Annotated in this window: 20 protein-coding genes; 12 read left to right on the forward strand and 8 right to left on the reverse strand. The window is 70.8% G+C overall.

Features of this window, described 5'->3' with window-relative positions; translation table 11 throughout:
- Positions 1-21 precede the first annotated feature (21 nt).
- Together QIT00_RS26830 and QIT00_RS26835 are read left to right on the forward strand one after the other, a co-directional pair.
- Positions 22-831 (forward strand): ABC transporter ATP-binding protein, encoded by an 810-nt coding sequence (locus QIT00_RS26830; RefSeq protein WP_282537982.1) that lies wholly within the window; start codon positions 22-24, stop codon positions 829-831.
- On the forward strand, positions 828-2432 hold the full coding sequence (locus QIT00_RS26835) for a transporter (RefSeq protein ID WP_282537983.1): 1605 nt from the start codon (positions 828-830) through the stop codon (positions 2430-2432). The genes QIT00_RS26830 and QIT00_RS26835 overlap by 4 nt, the downstream gene beginning before the upstream one ends.
- A gap of 287 nt (positions 2433-2719) precedes the next feature.
- Here QIT00_RS26835 and QIT00_RS26840 read toward each other — a convergent pair whose 3' ends face one another.
- Both QIT00_RS26840 and QIT00_RS26845 read right to left on the reverse strand, forming a co-directional pair.
- On the reverse strand, positions 2720-3571 hold the full coding sequence (locus tag QIT00_RS26840; RefSeq protein WP_282537984.1) for an alpha/beta fold hydrolase: 852 nt from the start codon (positions 3569-3571) through the stop codon (positions 2720-2722).
- A 634-nt stretch (positions 3572-4205) separates the two neighbouring features.
- The gene (locus tag QIT00_RS26845; RefSeq protein WP_282537985.1) at positions 4206-4898 is read right to left on the reverse strand and encodes a metal-dependent transcriptional regulator; all 693 of its coding nucleotides are present in this window, start codon (positions 4896-4898) and stop codon (positions 4206-4208) included.
- 258 nt (positions 4899-5156) lie between these two features.
- Between QIT00_RS26845 and QIT00_RS26850 the strand changes: the two genes are divergently transcribed.
- The gene (locus tag QIT00_RS26850; RefSeq protein WP_282537986.1) at positions 5157-5906 is read left to right on the forward strand and encodes an SIS domain-containing protein; all 750 of its coding nucleotides are present in this window, start codon (positions 5157-5159) and stop codon (positions 5904-5906) included.
- Between the two features lie 219 nt (positions 5907-6125).
- Here the strand turns inward: QIT00_RS26850 and QIT00_RS26855 are convergent, their stop codons facing one another.
- Together QIT00_RS26855 and QIT00_RS26860 are read right to left on the reverse strand one after the other, a co-directional pair.
- Positions 6126-7451 carry a PAS domain-containing protein gene (locus QIT00_RS26855; RefSeq protein WP_408909858.1) on the reverse strand — a complete coding sequence of 442 codons (1326 nt, stop codon included), beginning with the start codon at positions 7449-7451 and terminating at the stop codon, positions 6126-6128.
- 566 nt (positions 7452-8017) lie between these two features.
- Positions 8018-9118 (reverse strand): citrate synthase 2, encoded by a 1101-nt coding sequence (locus tag QIT00_RS26860; RefSeq protein ID WP_282537988.1) that lies wholly within the window; start codon positions 9116-9118, stop codon positions 8018-8020.
- Positions 9119-9367: 249 nt separating this feature from the next.
- Here QIT00_RS26860 and pdxH point away from each other — a divergent pair, with 249 nt between their 5' ends.
- Complete coding sequence (gene pdxH, locus QIT00_RS26865; protein WP_282538017.1) at positions 9368-10060, forward strand: pyridoxamine 5'-phosphate oxidase; 693 nt, start codon at positions 9368-9370, stop codon at positions 10058-10060.
- A gap of 222 nt (positions 10061-10282) precedes the next feature.
- Here pdxH and QIT00_RS26870 read toward each other — a convergent pair whose 3' ends face one another.
- From QIT00_RS26870 to QIT00_RS26880, 3 genes are read right to left on the reverse strand one after another with little or no spacing between them, the layout of a single operon-like run.
- A complete protein-coding gene (locus QIT00_RS26870; RefSeq protein ID WP_282537989.1) occupies positions 10283-10885 on the reverse strand; it encodes a TetR/AcrR family transcriptional regulator in 603 nt (200 codons plus the stop codon).
- Complete coding sequence (locus QIT00_RS26875) at positions 10873-11607, reverse strand: enoyl-CoA hydratase family protein (RefSeq protein WP_282537990.1); 735 nt, start codon at positions 11605-11607, stop codon at positions 10873-10875. Before QIT00_RS26875 ends, QIT00_RS26870 begins: the two co-directional genes overlap by 13 nt.
- A 29-nt stretch (positions 11608-11636) precedes the next feature.
- Entirely contained in the window at positions 11637-13352 is a 1716-nt protein-coding gene (locus tag QIT00_RS26880) for a 4-coumarate--CoA ligase family protein (protein ID WP_282538018.1), read from the reverse strand.
- Between the two features lie 259 nt (positions 13353-13611).
- Here QIT00_RS26880 and QIT00_RS26885 point away from each other — a divergent pair, with 259 nt between their 5' ends.
- The 4 genes from QIT00_RS26885 (at position 13612) to QIT00_RS26900 (ending at position 18271) form a co-directional block, all read left to right on the forward strand.
- Positions 13612-14430, forward strand: a complete 819-nt coding sequence (locus tag QIT00_RS26885) for a bestrophin-like domain (protein WP_282537991.1) — start codon at positions 13612-13614, stop codon at positions 14428-14430.
- Between the two features lie 239 nt (positions 14431-14669).
- A complete protein-coding gene (locus QIT00_RS26890) occupies positions 14670-16085 on the forward strand; it encodes a family 2B encapsulin nanocompartment shell protein (protein WP_282537992.1) in 1416 nt (471 codons plus the stop codon).
- A 60-nt stretch (positions 16086-16145) separates the two neighbouring features.
- Entirely contained in the window at positions 16146-17006 is an 861-nt protein-coding gene (locus QIT00_RS26895) for a geranyl diphosphate 2-C-methyltransferase (RefSeq protein WP_282537993.1), read from the forward strand.
- 155 nt (positions 17007-17161) lie between these two features.
- Positions 17162-18271: a family 2 encapsulin nanocompartment cargo protein terpene cyclase gene (locus QIT00_RS26900; protein WP_282537994.1), complete on the forward strand. Its 1110-nt coding sequence runs from the start codon at positions 17162-17164 to the stop codon at positions 18269-18271.
- A 393-nt stretch (positions 18272-18664) separates the two neighbouring features.
- On the opposite strand, the gene QIT00_RS26905 is transcribed toward QIT00_RS26900, so the two are convergent.
- Positions 18665-18895, reverse strand: coding sequence for a hypothetical protein (locus QIT00_RS26905; RefSeq protein ID WP_282537995.1), 231 nt, complete (start codon positions 18893-18895; stop codon positions 18665-18667).
- A gap of 167 nt (positions 18896-19062) precedes the next feature.
- Between QIT00_RS26905 and QIT00_RS26910 the strand changes: the two genes are divergently transcribed.
- The 4 genes from QIT00_RS26910 (at position 19063) to QIT00_RS26925 (ending at position 22621) form a co-directional block, all read left to right on the forward strand.
- Positions 19063-19905 carry a helix-turn-helix domain-containing protein gene (locus tag QIT00_RS26910; protein ID WP_282537996.1) on the forward strand — a complete coding sequence of 281 codons (843 nt, stop codon included), beginning with the start codon at positions 19063-19065 and terminating at the stop codon, positions 19903-19905.
- Positions 19887-20096 carry a DUF397 domain-containing protein gene (locus tag QIT00_RS26915; protein ID WP_282537997.1) on the forward strand — a complete coding sequence of 70 codons (210 nt, stop codon included), beginning with the start codon at positions 19887-19889 and terminating at the stop codon, positions 20094-20096. The genes QIT00_RS26910 and QIT00_RS26915 overlap by 19 nt, the downstream gene beginning before the upstream one ends.
- Before the next feature lie 80 nt (positions 20097-20176).
- Complete coding sequence (locus QIT00_RS26920; RefSeq protein ID WP_282537998.1) at positions 20177-21001, forward strand: hypothetical protein; 825 nt, start codon at positions 20177-20179, stop codon at positions 20999-21001.
- 6 nt (positions 21002-21007) lie between these two features.
- Positions 21008-22621, forward strand: a complete 1614-nt coding sequence (locus QIT00_RS26925; protein ID WP_282537999.1) for an alpha/beta hydrolase — start codon at positions 21008-21010, stop codon at positions 22619-22621.
- Positions 22622-22657 lie beyond the last annotated feature (36 nt).

Genomic DNA, 22657 nt, shown 5'->3' on the forward strand with positions numbered 1-22657 from the left:
TCGGTCGGGGCGGACGGACGGATGGTCGGGGCGGTGCGCGGACGAAGGGCGGAAGTCGTGGCAGCGGACGCGGTGCGGGTGCGGGGCCTGTGGAAACGGTTCGGGGAGCAGATCGCAGTCGCCGGGATCGATCTCGCCCTGCCCGCGGGCAAGTTCATCGGTCTGGTCGGGCCGAACGGCGCGGGCAAGACCACCACGCTCTCCATGGCCACCGGGCTGCTCCGGCCCGACCAGGGCAGTGTGGAGGTGGTCGGGCACGATGTGTGGCGCGATCCGGCCGAGGTGAAGGCGCGGATCGGGGTGCTGCCGGAGGGGCTGCGGCTGTTCGAGCGGCTCTCGGGGCGCGAACTCCTCGCGTACACCGGGAGGTTGCGCGGCCTTCCGGGCGACGAGGTCGACAAGCGGGCGGGCCAGCTGCTCGACGTACTGGACCTGAGCGGGGCGCAGCACAAGCTCGTCGTGGACTACTCGACCGGCATGCGCAAGAAGATCGGGCTCGCCTCGGCTCTGCTCCACAACCCCGAAGTGCTGTTCCTGGACGAGCCGTTCGAGGGCGTCGACCCGGTGTCGGCGCAGACGATCCGCGGGGTCCTGGAGCGCTACACCGCGTCCGGTGCGACGGTGGTGTTCTCCTCGCACGTGATGGAGCTGGTGGAGTCGCTCTGCGACTGGGTCGCCGTGCTGGCCGCGGGCCGCATCCGCGCGCACGGCACGCTCGCCGAGGTACGGGGCGAGGCGCCGTCGCTGCAGAGCGCGTTCCTCGAACTGGTCGGCGCGAACGGCCGGGACACCGGGGAGAGCCTGGACTGGCTGGGCGGCGGGGCCCGATGACGACGGCCGCGGACACCCCTGGGCTCACCTCGACCCTCGTACGCCTGAAGCTGTCCCTGCTGCGCAACGGGCTGCGGCAGTCGGCGGGGCGCAGGGCCGCGTACCTCGCCTCCGTCGTCGTGTCGCTGCTCGGCGCGGCGCTGCTGCTGCTCGGGCTGCTCGCGCTGCGCGGCAGCACGCACGCCGCGACGGTCACGGTGCTCGCCCTGGCCGTCCTGGCCGTCGGCTGGGCGGTGATGCCGCTGTTCTTCCCGAGCGGCGACGAGACCCTGGACGCCACGCGCCTGGTGATGCTGCCGCTCCGGCCACGGCCGCTGGTGCGGGCCCTGCTCGTGGCCTCCCTGGTCGGCATCGGGCCGCTGTTCACGCTGTGCCTGGCGGCGGGTTCGGCGGTCGCGGTGGGGCGGGGCGTGGCGGGGCTGCTCACCGGGATCGTCGCGGTGCCGTTGGCACTCGTGCTGTGCGTGGCGCTCGCGCGGGCGGTGGCGTCGGCGAACATCCGGTTGTTGACCAGCCGTAAGGGGCGCGATCTGGCGGTCCTGAGCGGCCTGTTGATCGCGGTCGGCGCGCAGGTGATGAACTTCGGTGCGCAGCGGCTGAGCACGCCCGGCGGGCTGTCGAGGCTGGATCCGGCGGCGGAGGTCCTGCGCTGGATCCCGCCGTCGGCGTCGATCGGCGCGGTCGACTCGATGAGCCGCGGCTCGTACGGGACCGGCATGACCCAACTCGCGCTGTGCGGCGTGACGTTGGCGCTGGTGGTGGCGTTCTGGGGGCGGAGCCTGACGCGCCTCATGACGTCGCCCGACGGGTCCACGCTGCAGGCCGCCGAACCGCGGCGGGACCGGGGGCGGGCGCACGGCCTGTCCCGGCTGCTGCCCGCGGGCCGCACGGGCACGGTGATGGAGCGCAGCCTGCGGTACGTCTGGCGCGATCCGAAGACCAAGGCGGCCTGGGTGACGTCGCTCGCGATCGGCCTGATCGTGCCGCTGTTCAACGCGCTGCAGGGCACCGGCTCAGTCTACTTCGCGTGCTTCGCCTCGGGCATGCTCGGCATCCTGATGTACAACCAGTTCGGCCAGGACACCTCGGCGTTCTGGATGGTCGCGATGACGATCTCCTCGCCCCGCGACGCGTACGTCGAACTGCGCGCCCGCGCCTTGGCGTTGACCGTGCTGACCTTGCCGTACGCGGCGTTCGTGGTGGTCGTGACGACGGCTGTGCTCGGCGACTGGGGGCGGCTCGCGGAGGTGCTCGGCCTGTCGTTCGCGCTGCTCGGCGCGATGCTGTCGACGGGGGCGTGGGCCTCGGCCCGCTTTCCGTACTCGATCCCGCAGGAGGGCTACAAGAACGTGGCTCCCGGGCAGGCGGGGCTCGCGTGGATCTCCATCTTCGGCGGGATGGTGGGCGCGGCCCTGCTGTGCGCCCCGGTGATCGCGCTCTCGATCTGGCTGCATGTGGCGGGCGCGCGGGACGCATTGTGGGTGCTTCTGCCGGTCGGGGCGGTGTACGGGTACGGGATCACTCTCGTGGGCCTGAGGTTGGCCGCGCCTCGGGTGGCGGGGCGGTTGCCGGAGATCTTGGCGGCGGTCAGTCGGGGGTGAGGTTCTTTTGGGTCGTGCCCCCGCGCCGTCGACTCGGGCGCCGTCGATCGCCCTGCGGGCGCTCTTTTACCCCACCCCGCCCCTTCCCGAAGTCCTGAGCGGACGGCTCCGGGGGCTGCGCCCCGGGCCCGCTTCGTCGTTCGGCTTTCGCGCCGTCGTGGCTGGTCGCGCAGTTCCCCGCGCCCCTATCCCGGGCGGAGCCCCGGGATAGGGGCGCGGGGGCGGAGCCTCCGGAGCTGTCCGCCAGGACTTTCGGGAAGGGGCGGGGCGGGGAGAAACCCGTCCCGTCAGCCGATCAGCGCGCCGTGCAGGAACGGCTCGATCGCCGCGCGCCAGGCCTCCGGCTGGTCGTAGTGGACGAGGTGGCCGGCCTCGGGGACCTCCGCGTACGTCCCGTGGGGCAGGACGCGGACCATCTCCTGGGCCTCGGCGCGGCCCAACTCCCCGTCCAGGCCCCGGACCACGAGCGTGGGGCACTGGACCTGGGCGAGCTCCTCCCAGTGCGCGTCGGTCACCCAGGCCTCCCGGGAGGTCAGCATCTGGGCCGGGTCGAAGACGGGGCGCCAGCCGTCCTCGGAGCGGGTCATCACCTCGGCGTAGAACGCGCCCCGCGCCGGGTTCGGGCGCTCCACCCACGGGTCGTCCTCGCCGAACCACCGGCGGACGTCGTCGAGCGTGGCGAAGGGCACGGGCCAGGTCTTGAACCAGTCGGTCCACTCCCGCTGCGAGGCGGCGCCGAGCGCGGAGGCCCGCATGTCGCAGATGATCAGCCCGCGCACCAGGTCGGGCCGCCGGGCCGCCAGCTGCCAGGCGGTGAGGGCGCCCATGGAGTGCCCGACGAGGACGGCGGGGGCGAGCCCGAGCTGGACCAGGGCTGCCTCGGCGTCCTCGACATAGGCCTCCCGTGTGTACGGCCCCGCGGGCTTGTCGCTCTCGCCGTGGCCGCGCTGGTCGAGGGCGACTGTGCGGTGCCGCTCGGCGAGCCAGGCGGCGGTGCCCGCCCAGTGCGAGGCGCCGCCCATCAGGCCGTGCAGCATCAGCACGCCCGCACCCTCGGCCTCCTGGGCCTTGGGTGGCTCGCCGAACTCCCGAGCGGCGAGGCGTGTGCCTCCCGCTCCGATCACGTCGATGCGCCGCATCCTTCTGGCACCCCCTTTGTGGGCCCGAGTTCCCTTGGGTCACCCGTAGATCGAGTCTGAGTCATCCCGTGGATAGAGTCTGAGCCGCCCCGTGGATCGAGTCACGGGTCGAGCCGTGTACCGAATCGCGGATCGAGCCACCCCCGTGGATCGAGCCGCGTACATCGAAGCCGTCGCGCGGATCGCGCCGCGTAAATCACATCACCTCACGACGTACGATCCACGCTATCGAACCTCCATTCGAGAACGCGGCTCCTGACGCCAACACCCCTCATTCGAGTGACCACACTCAAGGATTGACGGGCCCGGCCGAGGGGAGATCTTCAACGGGAGGCGGGCCGCTCGGGGAAAACGGTCCGAGGGGATTGACCTTGAGAGCTCGGGGCTCCAGGTCAGCACAGGGGAGGACGGGCCCCGGCGCTTCACGGCGCCGGGGCTCACCCGTTCCGTACGCGCCATCGTCCCGCCCCCTCCCCGGTGGCCAAACGCCTCACGGGACAGGCTTGCACGCAAAGCGCGCGGCCGCTGCCATTCCGCACTGTGAATCTTGGAATCCGGCAGCCGACGCCCACCGCCCGAAACAGCTCTGCCCGCCGGGCGGGACCCGGCGGGCAGTGCGTGCGGCTGTCGGCCTCTACCGCTTGGCCACGAAGACATGCGAGGCGATCTCCGCCTCCAGCTCGGCGGCCTCGCCGCTGCTGCCCACCAGGACACCGCCCGGCGACTGCGTCACGCTCACCACGGCGCCCGGCTGCACGCCGGCCCGCCGCAGCGTGTACATCAACTGCGCGTCCGTCTGGATCGGCTCCCCGATGCGGCGCACGACGACCGTCTTGCCGTCGCCCGCCGCGTCCAGGTCGGCCAGGCTGACCATTCCCTCGTCCAGGAACGGGTCGGCCTCGGCCTTCTCGCCCAGCTCCTCGAGACCCGGGATCGGGTTGCCGTACGGCGACTCGGTGGGGTGGCGGAGCAGTTCGAGGACGCGGCGCTCCACGGCCTCGCTCATCACGTGCTCCCAGCGGCAGGCCTCGGCGTGCACCTGCTCCCACTCCAGGCCGATCACGTCGACGAGCAGGCACTCGGCGAGCCGGTGCTTGCGCATCACGCGGGTGGCCAGGCGGCGGCCCTCGTCGGTGAGCTCCAGATGGCGGTCGCTGGCGACGGACACCAGTCCGTCACGCTCCATGCGCGCCACCGTCTGGCTGACCGTCGGCCCGCTCTGGTCGAGCCGCTCGGCGATCCGGGCGCGCATGGGGACCACACCTTCCTCCTCGAGCTCGAGGATGGTGCGGAGATACATCTCCGTCGTATCGATCAGTCCGGACATACGTGCCCCTCATGCTGTGACAGAAAAGAGAGCTGCGGAGCATTCCGCAGCGTCCTGCGCTGGCCCTGCACCAATTCTGACGCATAGCGCCGACAACCGTGCCGCGCCGGGGGATCCGGCCCCCGGCGACCGCTGTCCGACCGTTGTCCACAGGCCGCCACGGCCGTATTGACAGGGCACTGGTCCAGACCGCAACGTGATCGGCGGCAGGCATCCATGCCGCCCTTGTCAGGCACTTCCCGGGAGAGGCCCTCGGCGATGAACAAGCTGGCCGGACAGTACTTCGACGCCGCGATCGGACTCCTGGAGCGGGTGCGGGACGAGGAGGGGGACGCGATCGCCGCGGCGGCCACGGCCGTCGCCGACACCGTCGAGTCCGGCGGCCGCCTCTTCGCCTTCGGCGCCGGGCACTCCTCGCTCGCCGCGCAGGACGTGGTGTACCGCGCGGGCGGCCTGGCCCTGATGAACCTGCTCGCGGTGCCCGGTGTCGTCGGTGTGGACGTCATGCCCGCCACGCTCGGCTCCGCCCTGGAGCGGGTCGACGGGCTCGCGGCCGCCGTGCTCGACACCAGCCCGGCCAAGCCCGGCGACGTCCTGGTGATCATCTCGCTCTCGGGGCGGAACGCGCTGCCGGTCGAGATGGCGATGAACGCCCGCGCGCTCGGCCTGAAGGTGATCGGCGTGACCTCGGTGGTGTACGCGACGGAGACCCGCTCACGGCACGCGTCCGGGACCTTCCTGAAGGACCACTGCGACATCGTCCTCGACAGCAAGATCGCGATCGGGGACGCGGAGCTGACCGCGGAGGGGGTGGCCGCGCCGTTCGGCCCTGCGTCGAGCGTGGTCACGAACGCGCTGCTGCAGGCCACGATGGCGGCCGCAGCGGGAGAGCTCGCCGCCCGCGGCTTCGACCCGCCGATGCTGCGCTCGGGCAACGTGGACGGCGGCCACGAGTGGAACGGCCGGGTCTTCGAGGAGTACGGGGACCGGATCTTCTACCGGCGCTGAGTCACGACTCAGTACTTCTGCTCGACGAGTCGGGCCAGGTCGAGGGCCGCGGATACTACTGCTCGACGAGTCGGGCCAGGTCGAGAGCCGCGGATACTACTGCTCGACGAGTCGGGCCAGGTCGAGAGCCGCGGATACTACTGCTCGACGAGTCGGGCCAGGTCGAGAGCCGCGGATACTACTGCTCGACGACTCGGGCCAGGTCGAGAGCCGCGGATACTACTGCTCGACGACTCGGGCCAGGTCGAGGGCCGCGGCGACCCGGGCCGCGACGCTCTCCGCGTACCCGGCGTCGCCGCGCTCGAACGGGGTGCGGCTGGCCGAGCGCAGGAAGGTGACCACGCCGAGCGTCACGCCCCGGCTGCGCAGCACCGCGCACAGGGCGTGCACCGAGCCCTCGGGCCACTGCCGGGCGCGCGCCCAGTCCTCGGGCGGGGCCGCGCCCGCGCTCGCCCGCACCGATCCCGCACGGGCCGCGCACTGCAGCGCCGGATGCCCCTCCGCGTACCGCACCGGAAGCCAGGACCGGTCGCCCGGCAGCACGGGCCCCGGGGTCTCGGCGGGCGTGGCGGCGGCCCGGACCAGCCGCGGCGGGTCGATGTGTCCGGCCGGGTCGAGTACGTCGACCAGGGCGTGGTCGGCGAATCCGGCGAGCGCGAAGTCCAGGTGGACGCCGACCGCCTCCATCGGGTCCTCGCACTCGCCCGCGGCCCGTGCGGCGCGCTGGAGTTGATTGCCGCGGAAGCGCAGCTGGGCCGCCTCCTGCTCGGCGAGCCTGGACTCGGTGACGTCCTGGAACAGCCAGCCCACGCCCAGCGGAACGGGTTCCTCCGCGAGCGGCGAGGCGAGCCGCAGGAAGCCGCTGCGCCAACAGCGCCGCTCCCCGACGGCACCTCCGGTGCCTCCTGCGCCCCCGTCACCCCCCGCGCCCTCGGCACCCCCCGCGCTCTCGCCGCCCCGCACCGACACCCACAGCTCGGCGGGCGCGGGCGGCGCGCCTTCGGCGAGTACGTGCGTGAGGACGCTCTCCAGCTCCTCGACGCCCCGGGTGAGGAGCTCGCCGAGGGGGCGGCCGAGGAGGGCGGTGCGGTTGGTGCCGAGGAGGCGGGCCGCGTGCGCGTTGACGACGGCGGGGCGCAGGTCGGCGTCGATCAGGACGACGCCCCAGGAGGCGTCCTCGAAGAGCGCCTCGCTGAGGGCGATGGAGCGTTCCAGGTCGATCTGGGTGTGCACCTCGCTGAACGCGCAGTACACCCCGGCGGGCTTGCCGTCCGGGCCGCGCACGGCGGCGGACTGGGTCCGCACGAGCACCCGGCGGCCGTCCTTGGTGACCAGCGCGAACTCGTGGACCTGGCGGCCGGGCGCGGACATCGCGGAGAGCAGCCGCTGCTCGACCTCGGCCGCGTCGGCGCTGCGTACGGCCCAGCCGGCGAATCCGTTGCGCCCGACGGCCTCGTCGGAGGTCCAGCCGAGGATGCGTTCGGCCTCGCGGTTCCAGTGCGTGACGACTCCGTCGGCGTCGAGGGCGCAGAGTGCGGCGTCCATGCCGTCGAGGAGTGCCGCCAGCAGGTCGTCGGAGGCGGGGCCGTCGCGCCCGGGGCGTTCCCGCCCGGGTCCGACGTCGCTGCCGCTGCCGCTGCCGCTGTCGCTGTCGGTGCCGTTGCCTGTCTTGTGCCGGGAAGCACTCACCTGGCCACCCCCTGCAGGACGAGTGAGCCTTGCGGCATGCACCGCGCATGCAGTGCACACAGATCATTCAACTCGAAGGTGACGCAGCCCACACCAGGTTCCGGGAAAAAACGGTCCCGTTAATTCGCTTGAAGCGGCCGGGGCGGGTTCCTAGGCTGGAGTCACTTCGGAAAGGAGGTGGTTCGGCAGATGTATGCAAACCGGACAGGAGAGGTGACTGCGGGCTAGCGGCCTGCTGTCGCACTCAGTGCGGTGCCGGACCAGCGTGCGAGTGAGCACGCAGCCGGCCAATCCAACGCAGTCACCCGATCCGCGGGCCCGCCGGTGATGTCCGGCCGGCTTCCCGCCGCCGAGAGCGGCGGGAACCATGGCCCGCGGATCGTCTGCGTTCCGAAGCGTTCCGAAGCGTCCCGAGCGGCGGCTCAGTCCGCGATCTGCGCGTACCCCTCGATCGACTGCGGCGAGCGCGTGCCCGGTCCGACATACGTCGCCGAGGGCCGTACGAGGCGGCCGGTGCGCTTCTGCTCCAGGATGTGCGCGGACCAGCCGGCCGTGCGGGCGCAGGTGAACATCGACGTGAACATGTGCGCCGGGACCTCGGCGAAGTCCAGCATGATCGCCGCCCAGAACTCCACGTTCGTCGCGAGGACCCGGTCGGGGCGGCGGGCGTGCAGCTCCTCCAGGGCCGCCTTCTCCAGGGCCTCGGCGACCTCGAAGCGCGGCGCCTCCAGCTCCTTGGCCGTACGCCGCAGCACGCGGGCGCGCGGGTCCTCGGCGCGGTAGACGCGGTGGCCGAAGCCCATGAGGCGCTCGCCCTTGTCGAGGGCCCGCTTGACGTACGCGGTGGCGTCGCCGGTGCGCTCGATCTCCTCGATCATGCCGAGGACGCGGGACGGGGCGCCGCCGTGCAGCGGCCCCGACATGGCGCCGACCGCGCCCGAGAGCGCGGCGGCCACGTCGGCACCGGTCGAGGCGATGACGCGGGCCGTGAACGTCGAGGCGTTCATGCCGTGCTCGGCGGCGGAGGTCCAGTAGGCGTCGACCGCCTTGACGTGCTTGGGGTCCGGCTCGCCGCGCCAGCGGATCATGAACCGCTCGACGACGCTGGACGCCTTGTCGATCTCGCTCTGCGGCACCATCGGCAGGCCCTGGCCGCGCGCCGACTGGGCGACGTACGACAGGGCCATCACGGCGGCGCGGGCGAGGTCGTCGCGGGCCTGGGCGGCGTCGATGTCGAGCAGCGGTTTCAGGCCCCACACCGGGGCGAGCATGGCGAGCGCGGACTGCACGTCGACGCGGATGTCTCCGGAGTGCACCGGGATGGGGAACGGCTCGGCGGGCGGCAGGCCGGGGTTGAAGGCGCCGTCGACCAGGAGGCCCCACACGTTGCCGAAGGAGACGTTGCCGACGAGGTCCTCGATGTCGACGCCGCGATAGCGGAGCGCGCCGCCTTCCTTGTCCGGTTCGGCGATCTCCGTCTCGAACGCGACGACTCCTTCAAGTCCGGGTACGAAGTCGGACATCGGGCGGCTCCTGTGGGTCTGGGGGACTCGCGTTTGTGGGTGCGCTTCTGGGTGCGTTCGCGGGTGCGTCGCGGGTGCGTCGCGGGTGCGTCGCGGGTGCGTGGTGGGTGTGTGGGGCGGTCCTCGGACGATAACCCCTGGTGCGGGATTTGGGGAGCCCTCAGTGCCACTTCGGGTGATTTACGCGGCACTCAGTGCCACATGGGTGGGGTGGGAGGGGTGGGTGAACCGCCGTGGACGTACGGCAGGATGGCCCGCGTGAACGCTTCCGACTCCGTGCCGCCGCCCGAGCCGGCGGCGATGCGCCGCCACTACCGCGCCGAGGGCATCACCCCCGAGGCCCTCGCCGCGGACCCGATGACGCAGTTCGCCCGCTGGTTCCACGACGCCGCGCGGGCCGAGGAGCAGGGCGCCCTGTACGAGCCGAACGCGATGGTCGTCGCCACCGCCGACGCCGAGGGCCGGCCGAGCTCGCGCACGGTGCTCCTGAAGGCGTACGACGACCGCGGGTTCGTGTTCTTCACCAACTACGAGTCCCGCAAGGCCCGCGAGATCACGGCCCATCCGTACGTCTCGCTGCTCTTCCCCTGGCATCCGATGGCCCGGCAGGTGATCGTCTCGGGTACGGCGCTGCGCACGGGGCGGGACGAGACGGCGGCGTACTTCCGCACCCGGCCGCACGGCTCGCAGCTCGGGGCGTGGGCGAGCCCGCAGTCGACGGTGGTCGGCTCCCGTGCCGAACTCGACGCGGCGTACGCGGAGTTGGAGCGGCGCTACCCGGAGGGGGAGCAGGTGCCGGTGCCGCGATACTGGGGCGGGTTCCGGGTGGTGCCGGAACGGGTGGAGTTCTGGCAGGGCAGGGAGAACCGCCTGCACGACCGGCTCGTGTACGTACGGGAACCGGGGTCCGACGGCTGGCGGGTCGAACGCCTGGCGCCGTAGGGGCCTTTTCCCCTCCCCGCCCCTTCCCGACTGTGTCCGATATGCGGCTGGCGCCGCGTGGCTGCGGCGCAAGTCGCTCGTCTGCCGCGCCGTCGTGGCTGGTCGCGCAGTTCCCCGCGCCCCTGAAAAACCAGCCCCTCCGGCGTTTGAGGAGCGGGGGTCCGGGGGCTGGCCCCCGAAGCCGTCCGCAGGACTTTCGGGAAGGGGCGGGGAGGGGAAATATCAGCCCCCCAACGCCCCCTCCAGCAGCCCCGCCCACTGCCCCACAACCCGCTCCCGCCGCCCCCGGTCATCCGTGAGGACATTCGCGAGGCCGAGGCCCCGGGCCATGTCCAGGAAGCCCTGGACCGTCTCCCGTACCCCGGGCACGGACTCGTCCGCGCCGAGCAGCTCCACGGCCATCCGATGCGTCTCGCGGCCGACCCGCGCCTCCAGCTCCGTCACGCGCGCGTGCAGCTGCTCCTCGTGCGAGGCGGCCACCCACAGGTGCAGGGCGGCCCGGAACAGCGGCCCGGTGTAGAGGTCGACGAGGGCCCGCAGGACGGCCGCGCGGTCCTGTGCGGGCAGCTCCCGCAACGCGCGCGACCGCTGCTCGGCGACGTACTCGACGGCCGCCGTGAACAGGTCCTCGCGGGTCGGGAAGTGGTGCTGGGCCGCGCCGCGCGAGACCCCGGCGCGCTCGGCGACGACGGTGACCGTGGAGCCCGTCCAGCCGTGCTCGGCGAGGCAGGCCACAGCGGCCTCCAGGAGTTTCTGTCGGGTGGCGCGGCTGCGGTCCTGCTTGGGGTAGCGGTCCGTGCGTGCCGAGTCGCTCACAACACCCATGCAGGATCCCGTCGTTCGAAGAATGCCGTCATGCCTTCACGGGCCTCCTTGGACGCGAACAGCGAGGCTGAGCGCTGTACGAGGTCCTCCGCGTCGCGGTCGAAGGCCTCCAGGACTCTAGCCGTGGCCAGCGCCTTCGACTCCGCGAGCCCCTGCGGTGAGGCCTTCCGGAACGCGCCGAGCACCGCCTCCAGCGCCCCGTCGACCTCCTCCGCCGCCTCCGTGACCAGGCCGATCTCCGCCGCCCGCGCCGCGTCGAACCGCTCCCCGGTGAGGTAGTACCGGGAGGCGGCGCGCGGCTGCAGGCGCGGCAGCAGCGGCAGCGAGATCACGGCGGGCGCGACCCCCAGCCGCACCTCCGTGAACGCGAAGTCCGACCCGGCCGAGGCAAGCGCGATGTCGCAGGCGCCGACGAGCCCGAGCCCCCCGGCCCGTACGTGCCCGTCGATCCGCGCCACCACCGGCTTGGGCAGCTCGACCAGCTGCCGCAGCAGCGCCACGAAGCCGTACGGGTTCGGCGGCTCCTTCAGGTCGGCGCCCGCGCTGAACGTGGAGCCGGTGTGGGTGAGCACCACGGCCCGTACGCCCGGGTCCTTGCCGCACTCGGCGATCGCCTGCGCGAGGGCGGTGACGAGCTGCGCGGAGAGCGCGTTGCGCTTCTCCGGGGCGTCCAGGGTGAGGGTGGTGACACCCCGGTCCTCGCTCACGGTCAACTGCTGCATGCGTGGTCCTCGGTTCCCCTCGGTTCTCTTCAGTGCTCTTCATCCGCGCTCTCGCGGTCCCGTAGTTCCCTGCGCAGGATCTTTCCGCTGAGGGCGCGCGGCACACCGTCGACGAACTCGACGCGGCGGATCTTCTTGTACGGGGCGACGCGCTCGGCGACGTACGCGACGACCTCCTCCGCGCCGAGCCGCGCCGCCCTTTCCTGCTCCTGCTCCTGCTCCTGCTCCTGCTCCTGCTCCTGCTCCTGCTCCTGCCGTACGACGAACGCCTTGGGGATCTCGGTGCCGTCCTCGTCGTACACCCCGATGACCGCCGCGTCGGCCACGGCGGGGTGGGTGAGCAGCAGGGCTTCCAGCTCGGCCGGGGCGACCTGGAAGCCCTTGTACTTGATGAGTTCCTTCACCCGGTCCACGACGAACAGCCAGCCCCCGGCGTCGACCTGGCCGATGTCGCCGGTGTGCAGCCAGCCGTCCGCGTCGATCATGTCGGCGGTGGCCTCGGGCCGGCCGAGGTAGCCCTTCATGACCTGCGGGCCCCGGATGACGATCTCGCCCCGCTCGCCGGGCCCGAGGTCGCGCGCCGGGTCGTCCAGGTCGACGATCCGCATCTCCGTACCGGCGACGAGCCTGCCGACGGTGCCGGGCGGCGGGTGCTGTTCGTCGAGCGGTACGAGATGGGTGCAGGGCGAGAGTTCCGTCATGCCGTAGCCCTGGATCACGGCGGGCAGGCCGAGGCGGCGGGCGCAGGCGGCGGCGAGGTCCGCGTCGAGTGGAGCGGCGGCGCTGAGGACGAGCCGCACGGACGACAGGTCGTACTCGGCGACCTTCGGGTGCTTGGCCAGGGCGAGGACGATCGGCGGGGCGACGTACAGGGCGGTGATGCGGTGCTTCTCGATCGCGGCGAGGAATGTGTCGAGGTCGAAGCGGGGCAGGACGACGACGGTCGCGCCGTGCCGCAGCGGGGCGTTGACCAGCGCGGTGAGCCCATAGATGTGGAAGAAGGGCAGGACCGCCAGGACCCGTTCGCCGCGACCGATGGGCATGCTCGGGTACAGCTGGGCCAGGTTGGTGGCGATGTTGCGGTGGGTGAGCATGACGCCCTTGGGGACGCCGGTGGTGCCCGAGGAGTACGGGAGGACGGCGAGGTCCCGCGCCGGGTCCAGGTCGACGTGCGGCTCGGGCGCGGTGGACGCGGCGAGTTCGCGTACGGAGCGGTGCCCCGCCGACCGATCCGTCTGACCCGACTGACCCGACTGACCCGTCTGACCCGACTGACCCGACTGACCCGTCTGATCCGTCTGATCCGTCTCGTCGCAGACGATGATCTCCCGCACCCTGCCCGCGAGTTCGGCCGCCGCGCGGGCCACGTCGAGGAGCGGGGACACGGTGACGATCCAGCTCGCCCCGGAGTCGCGCAGCTGCTTGGCGAACTCGTCGGGCGTGGACAGCGGGTGCACGGTGGTGACGGCGGCGCCCGCACGGGTCGCGGCGTAGAACACGGCCGGGAAGGCGAGGGTGTTGGGGCTGTGCAGCGCGAGCACATCACCCTTGCCGAGACCGGACTCCGCGAGACCGGCGGCGATGCGGCGGTGGGCGGTGTCGAGTCCGGCGTACGTGAGGGTGGCGCCGGTAAGGCCGTCGATCAGCGCCTCGGTCTCGCCGTACGCGCGGGCTTCGCCCAGGACGGCGTCGTGGATGGGGAGTTCGAGGGGGGCTACGTCGTCGTACTCGCTGCGGAAGACCATGGGCGACTTGGGCGGCATGGGCGCACTCCTTGCCTCGGGTGCGGTGCGAGGACTCTTCGCGGAACCTGCGGGGCTCGAACGCCCTGCGAGGCTCAGAGCGTGGCAGCAGACCCAGAAACAATCAAGCGTGCTGGTTCAGCTCGGGCCGGACTCACAGCCGGGCCGGACGGCGAAGGTGGCGGCAGGGCGAGGGCGGACCTGGCGACGTGCGCGTGTTCCGCCGCCTCGAGGAGGCCGCCCTCCTCGATGATCGTCGATCATGTGGATCACTACGATCGTCGCCGTCTCAGCGCTGGTCATCGGACTGCTCCTCAAGCGCTTCCTCCGAGCACGCCTGGTCGGCGAGAACGCCGAATCGGTGACAGTGCGGGACCTCATCAGCCCGGTGGAGACGCTCGCCACGCTGATCCTCGCCTTCGCCATCGTCGTGGCCGCCGAGTCCTTCGGGGCGGCCGGAGAAGCGAGCCGCACCGAGGCCGGGGCAGTGGATCACCTCTACGAGGTTGCGGACTTCGTGGAGGGGCCGGCCCGGGAGAGGCTCCAGGCGGACACGGTCTGCTATGCGCGTGCCGTTCAGTTTCACGAGTGGCCGCACATGGCCAGGAGTGAGACGTCCAAAGTGCCGAGCGTGTGGAGCACCCGGCTGCGAACAGACCTGAAGGAGGCCGACAAGAACGGGCCGACCTTCGAGATGATCGTGGCGGCTGACGACGAGCGGTCCCAGGCGCGTCAGAAGAGGGTCTCCGAGGCGTCGGCGACCATTCCTGAAGTCATGTACTGGTTCATGCTCCTGGCACTGGCCGTCGTGATCGCCGGGCTTGCCTTCTGCCTCCCCCACCGCAAACAGGGCACCGAACTCGCCTGCCTCGTCGTGCTGTCCGCACTGATCGCCGGCTGCTTGATGCTGACGCGCGACATCGATCGCCCCTTCGACGGCCTGATCAGGGTCGACGCTGCGGCGATGCGCGCCACCCAGACGGATATCAGCGACGACTTCGCCCGGGCCTACCCGAACAGCCCACTGCCGTGCGACGCCTCCGGAGCCAAGACGACACGCCCCACCGCCGACGCGTCCTGACCGCCGGCCGTCACCGCACTCCGCCCCGCACTCAGCCCCGCACTCCGCCCCGCGCGCCGCCCTCTTGGCGCGCGGGGCGATTCATTCGAGCGACTGTCACTGCCTGCTGCCGGTTTGCGCGTTGCCATCGCAAAGAACTCTCTGTTACCTTCCGCTACGTTACGTAACGACCGCTGGTGGCGGGCGGTTTGCCGGCTCACTCGCGGGCGCGCGGACCACCGAGTTCAAGGAGGACGCACATGACAGTTGAAACGGGCACGGCCCCGGCAGACGCCTCGCAGGAACAGCAGAGTCTCAGCACAGGCAGTGCAAGAAATCTCGCGACGACGACCAAGTCGGTCCCGCAGAACCAGGAGCTCAGCTCCCGGTGGCTGGCCCGGATGCTCCCCTGGGTGGACGTCGCGGGCGGTACCTACCGGGTGAACCGGCGTCTGTCCTACGCGGTGGGCGACGGCCGGGTGACGTTCATCAAGACCGGCTCCGACGTCCAGGTCATCCCGGCGGAGCTGGGCGAACTGCCGTTGCTGCGCGGCTTCGACGACCCCGACGTCCTCGCCGCGCTGGCCTCGCGGTTCGTGCAGCAGGAGTTCGAACCGGGCCAGGTGATCGCGCAGGAGGGGCAGCCCGCCGACCACGTCTACCTGATCGCCCACGGCAAGGTCGAACGGGCCGCCTCCGGAAAGTACGGAGACGAGGCACGCCTCGCGCTGCTGGCCGACGGCGAGACCTTCGGCGGGCAGGTACTGGGGGAGGCGGACGGCACGTGGGACTTCACGGCCCGCGCCGCGACCGCCTGTACGGTCCTCGCGCTGTCGCAGCTGGAGTACCGGGCGGTGGCCGACCAGCACGGGGAACTGGCCCGGTACGTAGAAGAGCAGCAGCGGGCCGACGGCAGCCAGCGGCGCAACAAGCACGGAGAGGCCGAGATCTCCCTGTCGGCCGGGCACGCGGGCGAGCCCGACCTGCCCGCCACCTTCGTGGACTACCAGGCCAAGCCGCGCGAGTACGAGTTGAGCGTGGCGCAGACCGTGCTGCGGGTGCACTCCAGGGTCGCCGACCTCTACAACGACCCGATGAACCAGCTGGAGCAGCAACTGCGGCTCACCGCCGAGGCCCTGCGCGAGCGCCAGGAGCACGAGCTGGTCAACGACAAGGACTTCGGGCTGCTCGCCAACGCGGACTACAACCAGCGCATCCAGACCCATTCCGGCCCGCCGACCCCGGACGACCTGGACGAGCTGCTGTCCATGCGGCGCAACACCCAGTTCCTGTTCGCTCACCCCAAGGCCATCGCGGCCTTCGGGCGCGAGTGCAACAAGCGCGGACTGACCTTCGGCACCGCCGACATCGGCGGCCAGCCGGTACCGGCCTGGCGGGGGGTGCCGCTGCTGCCGTGCGGGAAGATCCCGGTCGTCGGCGGGCACACCACGTCGATCATCGCGATGCGAACGGGCGAGGACAACCAGGGCGTGGTCGGCCTGCGCCCCACCTCGCTGCCCGACCAGGTGGAGCCGGGCCTCAACGTGCGCTTCATGGGCATCAACGAGAAGGCTGTCATGTCCTACCTGGTCAGCAGCTACTACTCCGTCGCGGCGCTCGTTCCCGACGCCCTCGGCCTCCTGGAGAACGTCGAGGTCAACCGCCCGCGCTCCTGACCGGCCCCCCAACCCGAGGACATGAGTCCCCGCCACGTCACCAGAATGGAAACCTTTCTCATGACCACCAGTGCGCCCGCGTCGGCCCAGGTCCTGCGCACCGCGTTCCAGCAGTCGGTCGCCGACTACTGGAACGCCGAGAAGGACCCCGTCAACCTACGGCTCGGTGAGGTCGACGGCCTCTACCACCACCACTACGGACTCGGCGAGTACGACACCTCCGTACTCGAAGGCCCCGAAAACACCCGGGAGGTGCGCATCATCGAGGAGATGCACCGCCTGGAGACGCAGCAGGCCCGGGTCCTCATCGACCGCCTCGGCGACGTCGGGAGCGAGGACCGCCTCCTGGACGCCGGGTCGGGCCGGGGCGGCACCAGCTTCATGGTCAACAAGCGCTTCGGCTGCTCGGTGGACGGGGTGTCGATCTCCCAGACTCAGGTCGACTTCGCCAACCAGCAGGCCCAGAAGCGCCAAGTAGCCGACAAGGTGCGCTTCCACTTCCGGAACATGCTGCACACGGAGTTCGAAACAGGCTCGCGCCGGTCCATCTGGACCAACGAGACCACCATGTACGTCGACCTGTTCGAGCTGTACGCCGAATTCTCCCGGATGCTGGAGAACGGGGGCCGCTACGTCTGCATCACCGGCTGCTCCAACGACGTCATGGGCCTGCGCTCCAAGGCGGTGAGCCGGATCGACGAGCACTACACCTGCAACATCCACCCCCGCAGCGAGTACTTCAGGGCCCTCGCTGCAAACGGCCTCGTCCCCATCGACGTCGTCGACCTGACGGCGGACACCATCCCCTACTGGGAGCTGCGGGCGAAGTCGTCCGTCGCCACCGGCATCGAGGAGCCCTTCCTCACCGCCTACAAGGAAGGCAGCTTCCACTACCTGATGATCGTCGCCGACAAGATCTGACGCACCTCAGCTGCCGGCGCATCTCAAGGCGCCGGCGCATCCATGACACGCCACGCTGCCCGGCACACCCCGGCACACCCCGGCGCCGGGCAGCCCGCCCGCGGCACCTCAGCCCGCCGCCCCACCGCATCCCGCTCCGAAGGGAACTGACCACCGTGGCATCCAGCATCCCGCTCGGGCCGACCGGCATGGGAACCGCCGGTCTGCGCATCATCGAGGCGCCACCCGCCGATGAGGCGTCAGCAGCGCCCGCGCACACGCCGTCCGGTGAGCAGCCGGTACGCCCCATCCCGGGCCTGCGTTTCCAGCCGGCCGTCCAGCCGGACCCTGCGCTGGTCGCCGAGGTGGACCGCCGCGCCAAGGAATGGGCGCAGGAACTCGACCTCGTCCCGGCGAAGTGGGACGACCAGTTCGAGGGCTTCGGCTTCGGACGCGCCGTCTGCCTCGGGCACCCCGACCACGCGGATCTCGACCGCCTGGTCGTCGCGGCTCGCCTCCTGGTCGCCGAGAACGTCGTCGACGACTGCTACTGCGAGGACCACGGCGGCTCCCCCGAAGGGCTCGGCGCCCGTCTCCTGATCGCCCACTCCGCACTCGACCCCCTGCACACCACCCCCGGATACGCGGCGCACTGGCGCGAGGGGCTGCGGGCGGACGCCCCGTTGAGGGCCTACCAGTCGGCCATCGAGCACGCCGCACCATGGGCCGCGCCCGCCCAGCTGGACCGGCTCCGCCACGACCTGGGGCGCCTCCACCTCGGCTACCTGGCCGAAGCCGCCTGGAGCCTGGACGACACGGTTCCGGACGTCTGGGAGTACCTGGTGATGCGCCAGTTCAACAACTTCCGGCCCTGCCTGACCCTCACCGATCTGGTCGCCGGCTACGAACTCCCCGCCCCGCTCCAGGCCCTCCCCGCCCTCCAGCGCCTGACCGCCCTCGCCGGGAACGCCGCCACCCTGGTCAACGACCTGTACTCCTACACCAAGGAGAAGCGCTCCCCGCGCCCCCACCTCAACCTGCCCGTCGTCATCGGCCGCCGCGAAGAACTCCCCGAACGCGAGGCCTATCTCAAGGCCCTCGACGTCCACAACGAGATCACGGGCCAGTTCGAAACCGAGAGCGCCCAACTGCGCGCCCAGTTCCCCGACGCCGTCCTCGGCCGCTACCTCACCGGCCTGGCCGCCTGGGTCGCCGGCAACCACGAATGGCACGCCACCAACACCTTCCGCTACACCCTCCCCGACTTCTGGCCCCACGAGGACTGAACGGGACACCGCCTCCCGCACCCGGACACTTCCTCGACCGGCGTCAGATCGATGTACGGGCGTACGAGACCGCTCATGCCCGTGTACGGGTTCCACGCGGCGGGATCGACGGCGTACGGCTTCTGGTGGTACGGCCGTCGAACACGGGGCCTCGGGACGGGCACCGGTTCGGGCACGGCGGTGGCGCGGTGTTCCCCTCGGGCGGGAAACAGCAAAGAGCACAAGCGCGTGAGGGCGCGCACGATAACGTCGGTCATGTTCGTCTCGTCCTTAACTGATGAGCCACGCCCCCGGACGGCTGTCACCGTCGCGGGGGTACTTACGTGGGCGCTTACAGGTAGATCTGCCGCCCGCAGCCACGGCAGTACGTCTTGCCGTCGCGCTGCTCGGTCTTCAGGTGGTCGCACATCGCAGCGCCGCGGCGAGCGCGCGGGCGGTCGCGATGTTGCAGCGGCCCAGTTCGATCAGGGCGAGCGGGGCGGGACCGACGCAGGACGCGATGTCGAGCCCGAGGGACGGCAGTTTCACCCCGGCTTTCGCGAGCGCGTCGCGCAGTTCGTCGCGCGCGAGCTCGGCGGCCCGGATCTTCTCCTCCGCGCTCAGCCGACCGTCTGAAGTGGGCATGGGCATGCTCCGTTCCGCCAACGCCCGTACTGCGTACAAGGGTTGGACTACCGTGCGTGTTCCGGTCATCACGAATATGGACTGAGACCAGCGATCGGACACGGCCAACGAGTCCAAATTCCACACCGGGCGGCCCAAATTCCACACCTTCCACAGAGGAGCGCGTCATGCCGACCAGGCGTGTGATCACGAGCCGGAGCCGGGAACCCCGGCAGCGGTTCGCGGAGGAGCTGCAGTCCCTACGCGCGGAGAGCGGCGCGAGCCTGCGCCAACTCGGCGAACAGCTGGGCTGGGACTGGTCGTTGTTCCACAAGATGGAGAGCGGGGAGACCCTGGGCGGCCCGGAGGTCGTCCAGGCCCTGGACGAGCACTACGGCACGGGCATCTTGCTGCTCACGCTGTGGGAGTGCGCGTTGGGCGACCCGACGCAGTTCCGGGAGAAGTACCGGCGGTACATGATGTTGGAGGCGGAGGCGTTGAGTTTGTGGCAGTACTCCCCGGACATCCTGCCCGGCCTGTTGCAGACCTCGGACTACGCCCGGGCCCTGCTCTCGACGGGCGGGCTCACCGGCGACGATCTGACGCGACAGGTCGAAGCCCGCATAGGCCGCAGTGCGCTGCTCGTGGAGGACGGCGCACCCCGGTTCCGCGCGATCCTCTCCGAGACAGTGCTGCGCACCCCGCTCGCGAAACCCGGCCACTGGCGCGCACAACTTGAGCACCTACTGCACATGAGCGAGCGCTCCAACGTGACGATCCACGTCATGGAGCACTCCGCCGGGCTGCACGCCCTGATCAACACCGACACCATGTTTCTGCGGTCCCCGGGGGGCCGCACGGTGGCCTGGGTAGAGACCGGATACTCGGGCGAACTCATCGAGAAAACCGACACTGTTGAGCAGCTACAGCTCAGTTACGATGCGGTGCGCGACCTGGCTCTCACCCCTACCGCGTCGCGGAAGTTCATCACGCAGATGTTGGAGGAAGCCCAGTGCGATCCATCGACCTGAGCGCGGTCACATGGCGCAAGTCGTCGTACAGCAACCAGGACGGCGGCAACTGCATCGAGATCTCCGACGACTACCCCACCCACATCCCCGTCCGAGACAGCAAGAACGCCCAAGGGCCGGTCCTCGTCTTCGAGTCGGCCGCCTGGGCGTCCTTCGTCGGGGCCGTCAAGGGTGGGGATTTCTCCGCCTGACTCCCTGCGCGCATCAGTTCGACGATCACTCTTGCTAGCCTGCACCAGCTGGTTCGACGAGCATGGGGGAGGCGGTACGGGTGGCCGGTAAGTTGCGAGCGTCGCCATCGGATCTGCATGCGGCCGGGAGTGCGCAGCACTCCGTCGCCGAGGAGATCAAGGGACCGATCGACAAGGCCGTCGCGGACACCAAAGCCGCGGCGGGCTCCTTGGAGGGATGGGCCGTCGGCGCGGAGCTCAAGGAGATCGAGGAGAGCTGGGAGACCGGACTCAGCGGTCTGTACCACCGTATGGACACGGGCTCGTTCAATCTGCACGAGACGGCCAAGACCCATAAGTGGAACGAAGAGTTGGTCGCCGGCGACTTCGAGGCCTTCGACGGAACGGGCGGTGGCGTGATCGCTTCGGCGCCCGCCTCGGCCGGGCCGGGGATCCAGACGATGTCGGCCCCTGCCGGACCCGGCACTGGGCCAATACCGGGCGGTCCCACGCGGCCCGGCCTCGACGACTTCATGGACGCCAAGCCGGCCATGCCGACGTACACGCCGGAGGCCGAAGGGCACGCCGCGGAACGGGATCCGCGTGCGAGCTGGACCACGGGGGAGATGCTCGACGCGCAGCCCATCACGCCGACGTACACACCCGGCGCGGCAGGGCACGCCGCGGAACGCGACCCCGGCGCCAACTGGACCGCCGAAGACATGCGCAACGCACAACCCATCACGCCGACGTACACACCCGGCGCAGCGGGCCACGCCGCGGAACGCGACCCCGGCGCCAACTGGACCGCCGAAGACATGCGCAACGCGCGGCCCGTGACGCCGAGCGTCGACCCTGATGAGATCCGGGGTGGTCCTGCGCGCAACGAAGGTCCCACTCCTGACCGCTTCAACGACTTCGGGTGATCGGCTGTGCCTTCGTACTTCAGTCTCCTGTTCAAGCAGGACTTCTCGGACCTCAAGGCCGCCGGCAACTCCTGGGAGAAGCTGTCCCGGAAGATGCACGACGCCTTCGACACGCACCGCACCAAGGTCACGGGCCCGCTGCACGCGAACTGGGAGGGCGACGACGCGAAGAACGCGCTGCGCTTCCTGGAGGACATCGAGACCAGGGTTCAGATCGTGCAGACCGAGGCGATGGCGATCACCAAGGTGATCGACACGACCCGGCATCGCATGGAGCAGGCGCAGAAGGACCTGCGTGCCGTCGTCAACGACGCGGAGGCCCAGCACTTCAGGATCGACGACGACGGAAACGTCCGGCTCCCGAAGCAGTGGGAGGAACCGCAGCCGGACGAGAGTGACGAGACCCGCCACGAGCGCCAGACCAAGGAAGCCCTGCTCCAGGACTACCAGGTGGCGATCAACCGGGCGGTCGACGAGGCGCTGCGCGCCAGCGGCGAGGGGCAGAAGGCCCTGGCGGAGCTCGACGGCGAAATCCTCGACCACAAGAACAAGCAGATGGCAGCCGAGTCCGCACGCGACGCGGACAAGGTGATGGACCAACTGGGGCTGAAGGGCCCGAAGGTACCCGACGACCCCAAAGCCGCAGCCGAGTGGTGGAAGGGCCTGGACGCCGACCAGCAACGGGAGTACGCGACCCTCTACCCGGGCAGGATCGGCGCCGCCGACGGCCTGCCCTCCGACGTCCGCGACGACGCCAACCGGCTCAGCATGGAGCAGGAGCTGAACGCCTTGCAGCGCGGGGACGCCTACGCGGTCCCCGGCAACGACGACCGCCTGCACAATCTGCAGACCCTGAAGGCGGAACTCGACAAGCGGGACGGCGCCCCCGAGAGCAAGCAGCTGTACCTGCTCAACCACGACGCGGGCGGCGACGGGAAAGCCGTGATCGCGATGGGCAACCCGGACACCGCTGACAATGTCGCGGTCCAGGTCCCCGGAACCTCCACCACGATGGATTCCACCGGCGGCCAGCTGACCCGTATCGGCAAACTCCAGGACGCGGCGGAGAACGCGGACTCGTCGGCGTCCACCTCCACCGTGTACTGGCTGGGGTACGACGCCCCGGAGGCGCCCCTCATGGAAGCCGCGAACACCGACGTCGCCGGACCCGGCCGGGCCGAGGACGGTGCCCAGCCCCTGCGGGACTTCACCCACGGTCTGCGCGCCTCCCACGAGGGAGAGCGGGCGAACCTCACCGTCATGGGGCACAGCTACGGAAGTACCACCGTAGGGGCCGCGGCGTCCGGCGGCGAAGGTCTGGACGCGGACAACATCGCCGTGGTCGGCAGCCCCGGCATGACCGTGGACCGGGCCGGCCAACTCAACACCGACAACGTCTACTTCGGCCAGGCTCCGGACGACGGCATCGGCTGGGCCCAGGGTCTGTCCCTCGGCCGCGGACCGACCCACCCCGACTGGGGCGGAACCCGGTTCGAGACCGACACCAGCGGCCACAGCGGTTACTGGGACGACGGCAGCCAGAGCCTGGCCAACCAGGGCCGGATCATCGCCGGCCAACAGCCCGAGGAGTACGTACCGCCGGGGCAGCACAATGGCTGAGCACCGCAGACGCACCCCGGTAGCCATCCTGACCCT

Source organism: Streptomyces luteolus (genome assembly GCF_029968015.1).
In the GTDB taxonomy this organism is placed as follows: Bacteria; Actinomycetota; Actinomycetes; order Streptomycetales; family Streptomycetaceae; genus Streptomyces; species Streptomyces luteolus.